Origin of the sequence: Pseudomonas sp. MYb13 (assembly GCF_002980075.1) — a bacterium.
In the GTDB taxonomy this organism is placed as follows: domain Bacteria; phylum Pseudomonadota; class Gammaproteobacteria; order Pseudomonadales; family Pseudomonadaceae; genus Aquipseudomonas; species Aquipseudomonas lurida.
Genome location: NZ_PCQI01000012.1, coordinates 40,737 through 55,768, shown reverse-complemented (window position 1 = coordinate 55,768; position 15,032 = coordinate 40,737). Strand labels below are relative to the sequence as shown.

The following is a 15,032-nucleotide window of genomic DNA, read 5'->3' as shown; positions in this document are numbered from 1 at the left end:
ACACCGCTTATCGAGACTGGATGATGCTCAACCGCTCACCCACCACCATTTCGGTGATCCAGTCCACCAGGATCGAGGTGTAGGCCTGCTGGGACACCGGGTCGCTGAGGGAATGGTCAGCACCATCGATGATGCGGTGGGTCAGGGAATGCGTCTGCTGGCACGCCGCGCGGTAACTCATGATCGTGGCATGGGGCACGTGATCGTCGGTTTCCGATTCGACGATCAGCACATCCCCGGTAAACGCCGAACACGCGTGCAAGGCGCGATTGGTTTCGGCATGCACCAGCGTGCTGCGGTAATCCATCAAATCGGCCTTATCCAGATCACGCTTGGGCTTGAGCCATTCCTGGTCGCGGTAAAGCGCCGGAACGCGCAGCGCCAGCCAGCGCACCGGGCGCAGTGACGTGAGGATGGCGGCCAGGTAGCCGCCATAGCTGGTGCCCACCACCGCAACCGCCGAGGTGTCGATGGCCGGGTGGGCCAGCAGCCGGTCATAGGCCGCCAGCAGGTCGCGCAGGTTGTCCTCACGGGTGACGCGGGACAACGGAATGCCAGTACCGGCGTGGCCGCGCAGGTCGAAGGTGAGGCACACGCACCCAAGGCCAGCGATGCCTTTGGCGCGCTCAAGGTCACGTTCCTGGCTACCGCCCCAACCGTGCACAAACAGCACGCCCGGTACTTTGGACTTGGGGCTCAGGAAGGTGCCGCTCATCTGTTCGTCGTCGATATCGATCGCAATGCTTTCGCTTCTAGCCGTCATAAGATTTAACCGTCACGTACTTGAGAAGAAACTCGCTGTTTTCCGCCGGGCCGCGATACACCTCGATGGCATCGGCCGGCAGGGGTTGGTCCACGTAGGTTTCTACCGAGGACACACGGATCGCCCGCAGGCCGGGGTGATTGATAAAACTCTGCAACGCCGCGACTTCCGCGCTGCTGGCCCCGCCCATGCGCCAGGATTGTTCGAGCACGCCACTGCGCTGCTGGCCGTCGCTGTCCAGGCCTTGGGCAATGTCATAGTTGCGCCGCGAGGCATAAAACCCGGGATAAGCCTCATTGGCGGCATCGTCGAAGACCTGGGCCTGCTCGATGGCTTCACGCACATCGTCGGGCAGTTCGAGCTGCAACAAGTCTTGGTAGCCCCCCGGTACCACCAGCAGGTTGGAGCCGCCATAGACGTCCTCGCCCTGCCCGTCCTTCGTCAAGTATTGCTCGCCGCAATAACTGAACACGTGCTCGCCAATAAAGCTCTGGCCGACGCTGTGGGTGACCACGTCATGCAGGTCTTGCTCCAGCACCACCCCCTCGTTGAACAGCTTCGCCGCGTCAGGTCGCGCCAGCACGGCGTCGAATTCATCGAGACTGTGGATTACTTCCTGCCCACGACCCGCGCAGGCATGCACGGGTTTCAGCCGAATTGGCCCGCTGTACAGCAAGCGCGTGGCGGCGGGTCGGGCGTCCTCCAAGGCGAAGACGCTCAGGCCATCCAGCACGACTTTTCGTACACGCTCGCTGAACAAGGTTGACCAACCTTGCGGCGCTTTAGCCTCGGGGCCGAGCACGCCATGACTGATGGCTTTGGTGCAGATGAAATCGTGGTCGACGTAGCCGCCCCACAGATCCTGCGGGCCCTTGATGTTGAGCGCCCGCGCCTGGGCCGGGCCGACCAGGGTTTGCGTGGGCAACAGGTACAGTGTGCGCCCCGCATGTAAATCGGGGTCATAGCTGCCGCCGAATTTGAGCCCGAGAATCTGCGCCAGCCAGCGCGCCAGGGCGCGGTTGGTTTCGACCTCATGCATCGGCGCGCCCTCGCGTGTGGAGTGAGCGACTACCAGCTTCTTGCGTTGAGTCGGGGTCATGCGTCCCCCTTGGCCATCCCGCGATGTGTGTGCGAGAGAGGTTGCAGGGATCAGGCCAAGGCTCTTTCAGGCAAGATAGTTTTCAAATCAAGCAGTTGCCGAAAAACCAATGGCAGTTGGCCTGCCTCATTCTGCACGACAGCGCACTCGCGCTGCGGCGTTCTGCACGATTCAGACGCCGAAGCGGCTGCGGTAATCGCTGGGCGCGAGGCCAGTGATCTTCTTGAAGGTGGCACGGAAGGCGCTGGGGTCCTGGTAACCCACGGTCCAGGCGATATGGTCGATGGTGCCATTGGTGAACTCCAGCATCTGCCGCGCCTTGCCCACGCGCAGGTGCTGGCAGTATTCGGTGGGTTTCAAGCCAGTGGCGTTACGAAAGCGCCGCAGGAACGTACGCTCTTCCAGGCCCGCCTCCAGGGCCATCGCCGCCACGCAAACATCCACCGCGCCGCTGGCCTGCAGCCAGTGCTGAACCTTGAGGATGGCTGCGTCACCGTGGCCGAGAATGGGCGCGAAGTTGCTGCCGCACTGGCTGGCGCTGTCACTGTGCTCGATCACCAGGAAACGCGCGGTATCGGCCGCAATGCTTGGGCCCATCAGGCGGTCGACCAGGCGCAGGCCGAGTTCGGACCAGGCCATCAAGCCGGCGGTGGTAATCAAGTCGCCGTCATCGACAATCGGTTTATCCGCCTCCAGGCGCACGGCCGGGTAACGGGCTGCAAACGCGTTGGCCGACGACCAGTGGGTGGTGGCAGTGCGCCCATCAAGCAACCCGCTGCGCGCCAGCATGATCGAGCCAATACACACGCCCCCCAGCACCGTGCCCGCAGCATGTTGCTGGCGAAGCCATTCCAGTAGCGCAGGGGGCGCCTGGTCTTCGGTAAACTCACCAATCGACGGCGGCACCAGTACAGCCATCATCGCTTGATCGGGGCCAGGGTGGCTGCTGAATACACGTTCTGGTTTGCCGCTGGCATCCACCTGCCAATGGCTGACCCGCAGCAGCGGCAACTGCGCGGATTGATGCTCGGCGGCGATACGGTTGGCGACGCCGAACAGGTCGGTCAAGCCGTGCACGGCTGCCAGTTGCGCACCTTGGTAGATCAACACGCCCAGCTCAACAACGACCATTGTCAGTTTTCCCCCTGTTATTGTCGGTGCAGCCAATCCCAGGTGCGGGCGCCAGCTAAGATACTGGACCCATCAACCCATCACGAGGCAACACACATGGCCAAGCAAGCGCTCATCCTAATCGATATCCAGAACGACTACTTCCCCCAAGGCAAGTGGCCACTCGACGGCGTGGACGCCGCGGCAGACAAGGCCGCGCAGGTGCTGCAGGCGTTTCGCCAGGCGGGCGATGCGGTGATTCACGTTCGTCACGAGTTCACGTCGGAGGATGCGCCGTTCTTCACACCGGGCTCCGAGGGCGCGCATCTGCATCGCACAGTGCTGAACGAGGGCAGTGAGCCGGTGGTGCTCAAGCACTTCGTGAACGCGTTCCGCGAGACCAACCTGCGTGCCCTGCTGGAACAACGCAGCATCACGGAATTGGTGGTGGTCGGCAGCATGAGCCACATGTGTATCGATGCTGTGGTGCGGGCGGCGGCGGACCTGGGCTACAAGGTCACGGTGATTCACGACGCGTGTGCGACGCGGGACCTGGAATTTAATGGGCAGGTGATTCCCGCTGCGCAGGTGCATGGGGCGTATATGGCATCACTGGCGTTTGGTTATGCGGGCGTGGTGTCGGCGGATGAATACTTGAAGGCGCAAGCGGCGGCGGCATGACCGCCACTTGCCTGGGTGGTGTTAGCGGGTAGCAATGATGAACAGACGCGGAAAAGGCAGCAGCACGGTGCCATCGGCCAGGGCTGGGTAAGCCTGGGTGATCCGCGCCTGGTACGCCTGAAGGAAGGCGGCTTTTTCGCTGTCGGTCAACGGCGCGAGAAACGGTCTCAGGGCTGACGCCTTGAACCACTCCACCACCGCCGCGTGATCTGCCAGCGGGTGCAGATAGATGGTACGCCACACATCGACGGTGCTGCAGTGCCGGCTCAGCAGCTCGTAGTAGTAACTCGCGGTGTGGCGTTCATTGTGTTTGACCGCACCGATTTTGGCAGACCATGGGCCATCGGCCGCGACTTCACGAGCAAGCCGGTGAGCGGGCTCATCAAGGTTGTCCGGCGTTTGCACCGCCAACGTGCCACCGGGCGTGAGTTGCAGGACCAACCGCGGGTAAAGCGTGGCGTGGTCCGGCAGCCATTGCAGGGACGCGTTGGCCAGGATCACATCGCAAGCTTGCGCAGGGCGCCAGGCACCGATGTCCGCCAGTTCGAAGTTCAGCGCCGGTAACCGTTTGCGGGCGTCGACCAGCATGTCATCGGAGCTGTCCATGCCGGTGATGTGCGCGTGCGGGAAGCGCTGGGCCAATACTTCGGTGGAGTTGCCGGGGCCGCAGCCCAGGTCGACGGCCGTACGCACTTCAGTATTCGGAATGGCCGCTACCAGGTCACGGACGGGACGGGTGCGCTGCTGTTCGAACATCGTGTACTGCTTGGCTGACCAGGTCATCACGGCTTTCCTTCTTTTGAGGTTGGCCACAGCCTAATTCTTGTGAGCCATGAGAACAAATGCCAGGATTGGAGCCCTCCCATACCTGAAAAGTATTCCTATGCTGGAGCTTCGCCAACTAAGGGCCTTCGTGGCCATCGCCGAAGAAGGCTATATCACCCGCGCCGCCGAACGCCTGGGCATGCAGCAGCCACCGTTGACGCGGATGCTGCAAAGCCTGGAGGCCGAGTTGGGCGTGATCTTGATGGAGCGTTTGCCCCGTGGCGTGCGCCCCACCACCGCCGGCCTCGCTCTGCTGGACGAAGCCCGGGAAATACTCGCCCAGGCTGAGGGTGTCGCCGAGGTGGTTCGCCGCGCGGCACGCGGTGAACGTGGGCGCCTGGCGATCGGCTTCACCAGTTCGGCCGCGCTGCATCCCTTTGTACCGAGTGTGCTGCGGCTGTTCCGCGAAACCTTTGTCGGCGTCACCGTGGTGTTGGAGGAAGCCGGTACGGGCGAGCTGCTGGACGCGTTGCTGCACGAGAAACTCGACGCGGCATTTATCCGCTCGCCCCTCAGCGGGACGCAATCGCTGCAGGACGAACCGATCCTGGTGGAGCCCATGTTGCTGGCGCTGCCGACGGATCATCCCCTGGCAAGCGATTCAGCATCGCCCCTGCCCTTGGCGGCCTTGGCGACCGAGTCCTTCGTGCTCTATCGCCGTCGCGTCGGCTTGGGCCTGTATGACGCCATTCTGGTGGCCTGCCGTGAAGCAGGGTTCAGCCCGCAGGTGGTGCAGGAAGCACCGCGCATGACCGCCACACTGAGCCTGGTAGCGGCTGGGCTTGGGGTGTCGATCGTGCCCGCGTCGATGCAGCGATTGCGCGGGGACGGCATCGTTTATCGGGACCTGACGGAATGCAGCAGCCTGGTGGCGCCCTTGCACCTGGCGACGCGGATTGGGGATGGCTCGGCGGTGTTGCAGCGTTTCCGGGCAATGGTTGTCACGTCAGCCTCGACCGACGCTGATGGCAGGCAATAAAAAACCCCCGAGGCATGAGCCATCGGAGGTTTTGTTCGTTCCAGACCTAGACCTTAAAAAGGTTGCAAATACCTAAACCAGAAAAAATATCATAACTAGTTGTAAAAAATAGATTTCTCTATAAATCCGTAAAGAATTTTGCAAAATTCGATTGCTTGAGTGACGCAAAATTTTACATTTGACAAAAAATACAAACCTTCGCGTCACTCCATCAATCCGACGAACGCCATGTCTCTATGAAAAATGAGTGTTGGAAGGAATGCGCTTAAAAAGCGTAATAGCTCGTCCTTTCAAGAATCGGCATTGCCTCAGAAAAACGTTAATCACCCGAATAGTCGGAAAACTGAGTCAACTCCGTGACACATTCTGTCTTTTCAGAAAAAAATCAACGGCGCTAAACAGCTTATCGGCCTGCCGCCAATTTTTCTGCACGGTTGTTTCTTCAAATCGAAGCTTCTATAAAAGCTTGAAACGAAGAGGAGCTTAACTCAGCAGTCATGGTCATCGTCGGTTCGACGGTGAAAAAGTCATATCCCCCTGCCCGGCGTCGCAAGCTTAAAAAATAGTAGAGCTGACGCAGTTTTTTTTATAGGATACTGACCTGGCAAAACGACATCACAAAGCAGCGTTTTTATCAGGCATCAATAATACAAGGAAAGTTCAGGCATGCAGCAGCTTACAAGCATAGAAGAGCGCGCTTCCAAGGCAGTTAAATTAAAAGCCTTCCCCTTAAACTTAGACGACATTCGCAACAACGTAGAAATCTTACTGACAGAGTTACAGCGCTATGGCTTTTTCAATGAGTATACTACGCATAGCTTTACTCACGTCCAAGCTATGCTTGAAATGGCAGACTGGATAATACCCGACGCAACAAAAGAATTACTTACGCCTGGAGACTACTTATTTTTAACACTCTCAATATACCTACACGATCTGGGCTTACTTATAAGCAAACACGAGTACGACAATCGCGGAAAGAACCAAGACTTTCTGCGTTACTTATCAGAACAGTCGTCCACCAGTGTGGACCACCTAGAGTACATGGACAAACTCAACAAGCTTTCAACCGATGAAAAAGATAGAATACTTTATCAAGAGTTTGTTAGAAACACCCATGGAATTCGTGTAAGAGCTTGGATAGAAGGAACTCCACTAGATGACGATAACTTATCCGCAAAAATTCGTGCAGCAGTTCATGAGCTTATCGGGAAGTTAGACTCATCTGCGAGGCAAGGTCTCGCAATCTTATGCGAGAGCCACACTATTGATGACATCTCAGACACTTCAAAATATAACGTATCAATGCCATACGGAGAAAGCAAGGAAGAGACTGTAAACCTTCAATATATTGCTGTAATTCTAAGAACCGTAGATCTACTACAAGTCACACGTAGTAGGGCCCCATCTATTCTATATCAGCTTATAAGTCCTAAAGATCCAACCAGCCAAATAGAATGGCAGAAGCAAAATGCTGTTAGATCAATACGCCCAGCTCCTGGTAGAGACCGGGAGGGAAAAGCTTCAAATACAGCTCAGTCAGATACTATTCAATTTTACGCCCGCTTCGAAAAGTCGGATGGTTTTTTTGGTCTCACAAGCTATTTAGCTTACGCGAGGTCTCAACTCTCTGCTTGTCAGGACGCATTGAGAAAATCGGAAGCTGAACTTCCAGATCCTCCGCAGTTCCCTTGGAAATTCATAGATGACTCGGGCGTCGAAGCAGTAGGCTTTTTGACTAAGTCTTTTGGCTTTGAACTTGACCAGCACAAAATCTTAGACTTGCTTACGGGGCATACTCTTTATAATGATACAGACGTAGTTATCCGCGAGCTAACACAGAACGCACTTGATGCTGTCCGACTACAATCGACGACCGAAAAGAAACCAACAAGCGTTGGAAGAATTGACATTTCTTGGGACGAAGAAACTAAAATTCTAGAGGTCAAGGATAATGGAACGGGAATGTCTCAAGAGGTTATTGAAGATCATTTACTAAAAGTTGGGTCATCTAGATATCAAGACCCAAAATTTCGCGAAAAATTTCCAGAATTTTCGTCTATTAGCAGATTTGGCATCGGTGTTTTATCCGCATTTATGGTCGCCGACAGCGTAGAGATTACTACTTGCAGCCCCGAAGATGATAAAGCGCGACAAATATCTCTGAGATCAGTACATGGCAAGTACTTAATAAAACTGCTGGATAAAATTGCACAAAAAGAAGAAATCGGCGTCTACCCACATGGTTCTAGAGTCAGACTAAAGCTTAGATCAACAGCCAATATAGGAAATATACTTCAAATAGCTCGAATGTGGCTTCTATTTCCTCGATGCCAAGTTTATGTAAAAATAAATTCAGAAGAACCTATAAAAATTGGGTTTTCCACTCCAAAACAAGCGCTGCAACACTACTTAGACGAATCAAAGTTCTCCTCACAAAGGCTTAATAAAGACTATGAAATTCGCGAGGTATCTGATGGCGGTGTTACCTTGGCATTTGTCTTGGAGCGCGACGAACTCTTTAACGATTGGAGCTTCACATTAGTACCAGATCGACATCGCTACAGCCAAACGGAAGAAGAGAGGCCTATGACTGCAACCTGCGTGGAAGGAGTCGGCGTCGAATTCACAACACCCGGATTTAGAAGTAGCTCGATATTATCCGTAGCTAACATTATTGGGAAAGGCGCACCGAAAACTAACGTCGCTCGATCTGCTCTTGAAGATACAGCTGAATACAGAGACACGTTAGAAAAAATCTATAAACTGTACGCCAAACACGTCATCGAAGAAACCGAACGGCTTTCGACAACCTCGAACTACTCTTTATCCCGTGCAGTTGAGCAGGCGCCCTATATTACTGCACCACTTACAACTGGGGTAGCAGCCGCTTCTCGCCCGAATATTTTAAAAGCAGAGTTAGCCAAAATACCATATATGCTGATAGAGGAAAATGGCCGACGTAAAAATGTATCTTTTCAGGATCTGAAAAATAGAGATTCATTCTGGACCATTAACTCACCTCTTACATCATCCGTAGAGCAATTTGTTAGAGAGGCGCCTAAAAACGTAAGCGCGTCCACCATCCTAGAAAACCTTCAGGACGGGAGCAGCGGCCTACCCAAGGGGGCAATTCTATGTAACTTCGGACGAGCCGCACATATCGATGCAACAGTGAGAGAAGCATTCGAGCCGACAATTATTGAAGCAAATCAAAGCGCGAGACGCATTGCGGTCAAATGGGAAAAAATAATGAATCCGCCGAGATGGGTTTCGAGTCTCGATATTAGCTACGAAGTCGGTCTTGGCGACAGAAGGCTTTGGATTGCACATCAAGAACTCCAAGAGTCGCAAAACCATCGTGGCTTACGTGACTCGCAGTCCGTAATGTTCTCAGTAAGCGATGAAGTTAAAGTATCAAACCTAGATGAATTCAGCGAATTTATCGCGGACCGACAACTATACTTACACCCGCTAGATCCTTTAGCGCTGTTCCTGAAGGATATATGGCAATCCACCGCACCAAACAAAAGCACCTCATTATTTGCTTATTTAACTATTTTCACCTTACTTAGAAGCCATTACGTACCCAGAGAAGAGTTTTCGGGTGATTGGCTTGAAAAACTTCTCTCTAATAATGGATTCGAATCCCTTCGTGAATATATGGATATACCATCATTTGTCGAAGTTGTACGTCAAAGAAGAACAAAGCTCTTCAATCCTTTCGCGTGGAAACGACGCGGCCCAAACTCTGAAGACTGATGGATATAAAAATGGCAGACAAACAAGACTTTACGCTTGAAAGATACAAATATATATTAGAGAGAAAGCAGTCGCTAAATGAAGCAACATTTAAAATTGCGGCGATATATCAAGTAATAATAGTGGCACTTGGCCTTGCTCAATTCAATGTAATTGCAATGACAAGCTCAAAATCAATTACATTGAGCACCGCCGAATTTGCAAGCACATGCTTGCTTTGCATGCTCGCCATTCTCACACTACTCATAATAGCACTATTGCTTGGAGGGATATTTTCATGGTTAAAATACCGCAGCGACGAACGAAATATTGAAATCCAAATATTTGGAAAGAGCAGGGAACCCACTAGCATTTCAAATATTTTCCGCTGGTACGAAACCTATATTGCACTCATAGTAATTTTGGTTTTTGCAGCAACCTTTTGGACATACATCTATAGAGTATACCCACTACTGAAATCCTTAGTATAAATTAGTAAATTTATTTGGCGCCTAGCCAAAAACAGTTAGGCGCCACAATATATTAGCCGAATAACACCTTGCCCTCCCCCGCCCTCTTAATAATATTTCGCACTCGAATCCGACTCATATACTTTTACAATCATTCAACACGAACAAATTAAAATTTATTAGACACTACCGTCTATCAATGGTGGGTAGACCCGAATCAAGTTCTTCTTTGGAGATCCCATATTTGTAGGCATTATACTGCCACCTCAAAAATCGGTCTAATAGGGCTGAGTTTTCAAGTTTTAAACGATCATTCTCACTTTCTAAACGCTTAATACGCTGCTCTGCAATACTCAAGCTAGCAGGTCTTTTAGTTGCGACGAACCCATTTTTTTGTTGTTGTTTTTTTTGCCCAAAAGCCGCCTTCACCTGGCTATGTGAACTCAGCGTTTGTCGAGTCGGCCGCGCACCAATCAGAGGCGCCACTGCATCGCACAGCGTCTCCCATCCCAGCTTACCGTCCCAGGAATCAATCAAGTTTATTAAAATCGCGATGTCCTTACCGGTTAAATGCTTAGCCATAACTCCCCCCAAACAGCGAACGCAACTCATCTAGAGCTGGGATCTCTGGCGCAGATTTTGAAAGCTTTGAAGTGCCCGAGCGAGCAGCCAATTCACGCTTCAACGGACTGAACTCTTGATCGTTGCTCAAACGAACTACCGATCCCGCGGGCGTGTTCGGCGATTCAAGTATCTCGATGAGCTGACAGACCCGTTGCAAGGTTTTTTGTTGATGCTGACTCCATCGATCAGCACCATACATCCCATCTAAATTGGCCTCTCGCGCCTTTTCCAACTGCGTACGAATGCCATCCCGCTGCTGCATCAGGCGCTCCAGCCTTTCCTCGTCTCCCTTGATGCAAACCTGCTCAGTGCAGTTCAAGCAGTCGCGATGCTTCTGGCATGGCAACATGGAGAAATCGTGAACACAGAAGCCATACTCGGTGACGTGAGCAATTGCGTCTCCGACGGCATTCAGGTCAGCAAACGTTACCGGAGCATTAGCTTTTACTTTATCGAGAACGCCACCTAATCCAGCCGACCGAGCCAGATCAACGTATTCATCGTCGCTCATGTGGTTGTAGGTGGCGTTCTGATGGATGTTCGCGCGACCTGACCATTTTGCGATATCAAGCTGGCCAAGGTCGCCCCTTTGAGCAACCGTGTTTAAGAAGTGCCGCAACTGGTGCGAAGTCATGGAAATCTGCGTGCCATCCCGATGGGTGTAACCATGACGACGCCAAATATTGCTTTCTTGGCCTGGGATGTAATTCAGATCTGTAGTAAAGGTGCTTTTGCCCGGAGTCCAAAGCAGCAAAGGACTGGTAATACGATCAAGGTGCATCTCATGACGGCGGAAGCAGCAGAGTGCTTGCGAGTATCTGATGTGCCGTTCCTTGTTCTTCCAAGGCCAGCCTTCCGGTAGCTGGCTATGAGCAAACTTGTTCAGGAACGCCAAGGTCAAAGGCTCCCTGTTTGCCTTCAGGATCTGATAAGGCTCATAGCCCTTAAAGTACGGACTGAGATTCAGATGCTCCACCGACAACCCTAGCGCCTTTGCCGCCTGCTCATCTGTTAGCGGATCAAGCTCGCCAACATTGGGACAGTCCACGTGACGATAGAACTTGTCTGGCTGCGTTTCATACCAGGTAGCCAGCCTACGCCCTTCTTCAGACATATCTGTGAGTCGACGCACCGCCTCGACGGCTATCTCTTTCGTCACGGTTGAAACCCACTTGATATCAGCCCCGTAACCTTTCCCGGCATAGAAACGCAGCCCAAGGCGCTCAACACCTTTGGTATCGATTTCTGAATGCAGGCAGTTCACCGGCAGGTCCTGGCCCTCACTGACACGCGACGGTGCGCACATCAACAACGCAAAGATCGAAGTTGTGAAGCGATCTCGAGGGGCTTGAGGATCGTTTGCGAATATCTCCCCCATGAATTCGAGTAAGTGCTGGTCGGGCATTTTTTCAGCCCGTTTCTTTTTCCCCTCAACGTCTGTCCGATGTATCTCCTTGGGTTTGGAGATCGGGTTTTTCCAAGTGATAGAAGCTGGAATAATTTTACTTTCGTTGAGAAATTTAACGAGGTGAACCAGGCTGCTCCCTGCTTGATATGCCGTCGCGTTGTACTCTCGGGCGACCTCCGCAGCTACATCCATCACCTGAATGTCCGTCAGCGTGATATCGGCTCTCCCCTTGACTTGTAGAAGCGCTTTCTCGATGCAGCGGATCGCTTTGAACTCATTCTTGAGTTTGCTGGGATTATGCCCTTGCTGATAGCGCACATAAGATTTGGCGAAAGGAACAATCTCGGGATTCAGGAGTTGGCTGTCGGTAAAGCCCCGAGCCGGCGCACCAATAACCGTGAAATTACCAACCCCCGGCCATGTGTCGCGACCCCAATCGAGATCAGCGCCGAAAACCGTGAGCCTGTCACGACACATCTCGATGAAATCTTTGAGATTGGTTTTGGCATCAAGTAAATGCTTTGGCGTAAACAGGAGGACTTCAGCCACGAGCGACCTCTCTTCTCATTGCATTGCAGCGGCTAACCACATCGCTGACAGCAAGAATCAATCGGTCATTAACGGAGGCAATTTTTCTGTCTTCCGTCTGCTCTAGTACCCTGTCGCGCTCGTTGATCAAGCCATCCAGGACAGCTTCATGCGGACCGTTTAACCAAGGCTGGAAGTGATTGCAGGTGTAACAAGCAACTGGCGCCAATGCGCCGCAAAAACCGTAGCTGCCACAGTTGCCAAGGTTTACAGCGCCATTGGAAATTCTGCTGCTTGGGTCATCTCCTCGCTTCGCGTCTACCTCAGATACAACAAGCACACCTTGGAACGCTTGTGCGATGGGTGCCAGCTGCAACGCCACAGCCTTGTCAATCCGCTCGACAATCTCAGGAATGTTTCGCACGTATACGCCAGCGTTTTGCGTGTCGGAATGGTCGAGTGCTTCTGCAATAACGAACTCTCCCTTCCCCTCTCGCGCTAGATTGGTACCGAGCGTATAACGAAAACGGGTCGGATTAAGGCGAATCAGGACGCCTGTGCGTTCACTGAACACCTTTGTCGTTTTTGCCACCAGAACCATCGATTCCTTTACAGAAACGCTTGGAGCATGCAAACGATCTCCACTGAGTTGAGTACTGAGCTCGGACCGCACGTCGAAAGCGTCTAACGCTGGAAACAGCGGCAGCTCAGCTACCAGATCCGCCGGAACTTCCCCTCCTAACCTTTTGGCAAATGCCTGCCGGACCTGCATGGCTTGCTGCTGCAAAAGCAGCCAGAGATCTTCGACTATCGCAAACTTATTGAAAGCGGAGCGCCAAGGCTGATTACGTTGCTTGGCGCGAGGAAAATTGATGAAGTACCTGTCTGATTGCTGAGTAAGGTCTCTCAACTTCAATCCAGTAATCTGACTAGGTCGCCGCCCGGTCATAGCCAAGGTCATTGCATAACACGCGTCGATAAGCTCTAGACGATTCCTAGCGTAATCCCTGATGACTGCTGCGGTAACGCCTTCCATTTCGATATCGGTCAGCGGTCCGCTGTCGGGGCACATTGATTGAACTGCATAGCCTTTTTCATTCCCCTTGAGCGTCCATTTATCCAACAAGGAAAGAGTCTCGCGGGGAATACCGGTGTAACCGAGGTCAGCCCATTGCCTAATGAATCCGCGCAATGTTCCCAAATACCATTCTGTTTTCATTTCCAACTTAGAGCGGTACGAAATCAAGGATTCGACACTGAAAAGAGGCAGCCCCACGGTCGCTTCAACATAGTGTTTGCAACGCTCAAATAGGTTCCTCGCGTGAGACGGTGCACTCGTCTTCGCATAAAACGCGAGCACATGCCGGAAAGAGAGAAACAGCTCTGTGCTCATGGCTCCCGACAGAGCAAACATCGGGATATCTATGTCCCTGCTCAGCTTCCATCGCTCACCATCAAACCTGACCAGATAGCCTTCCCTCGTGTAAAACTCTGCGTTTGCATTCGCGTATGAAGCCAGCAAGCTCATAAAGCACCTCCCTTACGTGCTTTACCAAGATGTTTGTTTTGAAGCTCAAGCACCGCTCTACGTGCCTGCTCTTTGATATGCCTACGGTTGTAGTTTGCTGCCGTCCCGGACGTCTCGCTCCAGCCCATGAGGTATGAACGAATCTTTTCTTCGCGCTCAGGCGTCATGCCTTGACTCTCGCAGGTTTTCGAGAAGGAATAGTTCCAATGATGGCGTAGCGAATGAGCGTGAATACCGCTATGGCCTTCAAGGGTATGCTTCAGCTCCCCCATGAATTTACCGAACCCCGCGTTCGATAACGGCAGCCCCTGCGAACCTCCCGATTTGTGCGTTACAAAGAGATAGCCGTGCTTCTTGGCGCCCGGCACTTTATTTCGATGACTGAGCACATAGCCACGAATCCGATCCACAAACTCGGGCATCAACGGGAAGACACGTTCTCGTGTCTTTGCAACTGGCTGATAGGCCCTAGCATCACCCTTGGAGTCTGGGCGTCTAACCACTTTCAATGTGTTCTTCGCAAAATCGATGTCTTCGACTTTCAGATTCAACAGTTCACCGCGACGGAGTCCCGTGATGCGGAGAATGGAGAACATCAAAGCATTGCGCACCTGGACTGCATATTCACGCACTGGATTGCTGTCTGACCCTGGCCTCAAAGCTTCTTCGAGCGTATCGAGCACTGCGTCATCGAGATGCTTTTCCTCCCGACTTACGTTGGACTTATTCGACGTCCTCGGACGGTTGGCTTTGATCTGCGCAACCATTCGCGCAATACCTTCGCGGCCCGAAGTAGATGGCGATAGAAGCTGGTCAGCGAGGAAGCCTAGGTAATCGGCAATCACTGACATGCGTGCATATTGGTTGGTTGTGCTAACTGTTTTGGGCCTGCGGGAAATAGAAACGACGTTGCCGCCATTCTCGTTGGTCAACGGTTTCTGCATGAAATCACGCAGAGAATGGACTTCGTGGCTCTGAAGCAGCTCTCCGCGCGAGAAACGCGACTCGACATCAATGCTGTAGTAGCTCTGCCAGGCGTACATGGCTTTAAGCGCATTGAGCGCATTCTGAATTGTGTTCACTGCCAGTGAGCGCCCCCGCATGTGCACGGTAACGTACAACGCAGGGTAGAACAGAGGCATCCCTCCCTCATCGACTAGAACGATAAATCGTTCACCATTCGAGGATTTAATTCTCCGCGCTGACAGCTCCACAGCAGGCTCCTTTCTTTACGTTTTTACAGGGTATTAATTCTTAAGAACTTGCTCAAGATATT

Annotated in this window: 12 protein-coding genes; 4 read left to right on the top strand and 8 right to left on the bottom strand. The window is 52.8% G+C overall.

Going from position 1 to position 15,032, the window contains the following annotated elements:
• Positions 1-7 precede the first annotated feature (7 nt).
• The 3 genes from CQ002_RS20180 to CQ002_RS20170 form a co-directional block, all read right to left on the bottom strand.
• A complete protein-coding gene (locus tag CQ002_RS20180) occupies positions 8-763 on the bottom strand; it encodes a S9 family peptidase (protein ID WP_069078349.1) in 756 nt (251 codons plus the stop codon).
• Entirely contained in the window at positions 753-1,862 is a 1,110-nt protein-coding gene (locus CQ002_RS20175; RefSeq protein ID WP_105162944.1) for a DUF3182 family protein, read from the bottom strand. The genes CQ002_RS20180 and CQ002_RS20175 overlap by 11 nt, the downstream gene beginning before the upstream one ends.
• Positions 1,863-2,033: 171 nt before the next feature.
• Positions 2,034-2,993: a GlxA family transcriptional regulator gene (locus CQ002_RS20170; RefSeq protein WP_105162945.1), complete on the bottom strand. Its 960-nt coding sequence runs from the start codon at positions 2,991-2,993 to the stop codon at positions 2,034-2,036.
• Positions 2,994-3,089: 96 nt separating this feature from the next.
• Between CQ002_RS20170 and CQ002_RS20165 the strand changes: the two genes are divergently transcribed.
• Entirely contained in the window at positions 3,090-3,653 is a 564-nt protein-coding gene (locus CQ002_RS20165) for a cysteine hydrolase family protein (RefSeq protein ID WP_034109548.1), read from the top strand.
• A gap of 21 nt (positions 3,654-3,674) precedes the next feature.
• Here CQ002_RS20165 and tam read toward each other — a convergent pair whose 3' ends face one another.
• Entirely contained in the window at positions 3,675-4,436 is a 762-nt protein-coding gene (gene tam, locus CQ002_RS20160) for a trans-aconitate 2-methyltransferase (RefSeq protein ID WP_105162946.1), read from the bottom strand.
• A 100-nt stretch (positions 4,437-4,536) separates the two neighbouring features.
• Between tam and CQ002_RS20155 the strand changes: the two genes are divergently transcribed.
• The 3 genes from CQ002_RS20155 (at position 4,537) to CQ002_RS20145 (ending at position 9,689) form a co-directional block, all read left to right on the top strand.
• Positions 4,537-5,457 carry a LysR family transcriptional regulator gene (locus tag CQ002_RS20155; RefSeq protein ID WP_034109551.1) on the top strand — a complete coding sequence of 307 codons (921 nt, stop codon included), beginning with the start codon at positions 4,537-4,539 and terminating at the stop codon, positions 5,455-5,457.
• A gap of 666 nt (positions 5,458-6,123) precedes the next feature.
• Positions 6,124-9,219, top strand: a complete 3,096-nt coding sequence (locus tag CQ002_RS20150) for an ATP-binding protein (RefSeq protein ID WP_105162947.1) — start codon at positions 6,124-6,126, stop codon at positions 9,217-9,219.
• 11 nt (positions 9,220-9,230) lie between these two features.
• Positions 9,231-9,689: a hypothetical protein gene (locus tag CQ002_RS20145; protein ID WP_105702695.1), complete on the top strand. Its 459-nt coding sequence runs from the start codon at positions 9,231-9,233 to the stop codon at positions 9,687-9,689.
• Positions 9,690-9,854: 165 nt separating this feature from the next.
• On the opposite strand, the gene CQ002_RS20140 is transcribed toward CQ002_RS20145, so the two are convergent.
• From CQ002_RS20140 to CQ002_RS20125, 4 genes are read right to left on the bottom strand one after another with little or no spacing between them, the layout of a single operon-like run.
• Entirely contained in the window at positions 9,855-10,250 is a 396-nt protein-coding gene (locus CQ002_RS20140) for a hypothetical protein (protein WP_105162949.1), read from the bottom strand.
• Positions 10,243-12,249: an integrase gene (locus CQ002_RS20135; protein ID WP_105162950.1), complete on the bottom strand. Its 2,007-nt coding sequence runs from the start codon at positions 12,247-12,249 to the stop codon at positions 10,243-10,245. Before CQ002_RS20135 ends, CQ002_RS20140 begins: the two co-directional genes overlap by 8 nt.
• Entirely contained in the window at positions 12,242-13,756 is a 1,515-nt protein-coding gene (locus CQ002_RS20130; RefSeq protein WP_105162951.1) for a site-specific integrase, read from the bottom strand. The genes CQ002_RS20135 and CQ002_RS20130 overlap by 8 nt, the downstream gene beginning before the upstream one ends.
• On the bottom strand, positions 13,753-14,970 hold the full coding sequence (locus CQ002_RS20125; protein ID WP_105162952.1) for a site-specific integrase: 1,218 nt from the start codon (positions 14,968-14,970) through the stop codon (positions 13,753-13,755). The genes CQ002_RS20130 and CQ002_RS20125 overlap by 4 nt, the downstream gene beginning before the upstream one ends.
• Positions 14,971-15,032 lie beyond the last annotated feature (62 nt).

Bases quoted from the DNA above. Each gene is read 5' to 3' on its own strand.
- CQ002_RS20130 (WP_105162951.1), bottom strand. From the start codon at position 13,756: ATGAGCTTGCTGGCTTCATACGCGAATGCAAACGCAGAGTTTTACACG.
- tam (WP_105162946.1), bottom strand. From the start codon at position 4,436: ATGACCTGGTCAGCCAAGCAGTACACGATGTTCGAACAGCAGCGCACC.
- CQ002_RS20145 (WP_105702695.1), top strand. From the start codon at position 9,231: ATGGCAGACAAACAAGACTTTACGCTTGAAAGATACAAATATATATTA.
- CQ002_RS20170 (WP_105162945.1), bottom strand. From the start codon at position 2,993: ATGGTCGTTGTTGAGCTGGGCGTGTTGATCTACCAAGGTGCGCAACTG.
- CQ002_RS20155 (WP_034109551.1), top strand. From the start codon at position 4,537: ATGCTGGAGCTTCGCCAACTAAGGGCCTTCGTGGCCATCGCCGAAGAA.
- CQ002_RS20165 (WP_034109548.1), top strand. From the start codon at position 3,090: ATGGCCAAGCAAGCGCTCATCCTAATCGATATCCAGAACGACTACTTC.
- CQ002_RS20140 (WP_105162949.1), bottom strand. From the start codon at position 10,250: ATGGCTAAGCATTTAACCGGTAAGGACATCGCGATTTTAATAAACTTG.
- CQ002_RS20175 (WP_105162944.1), bottom strand. From the start codon at position 1,862: ATGACCCCGACTCAACGCAAGAAGCTGGTAGTCGCTCACTCCACACGC.
- CQ002_RS20180 (WP_069078349.1), bottom strand. From the start codon at position 763: ATGACGGCTAGAAGCGAAAGCATTGCGATCGATATCGACGACGAACAG.
- CQ002_RS20150 (WP_105162947.1), top strand. From the start codon at position 6,124: ATGCAGCAGCTTACAAGCATAGAAGAGCGCGCTTCCAAGGCAGTTAAA.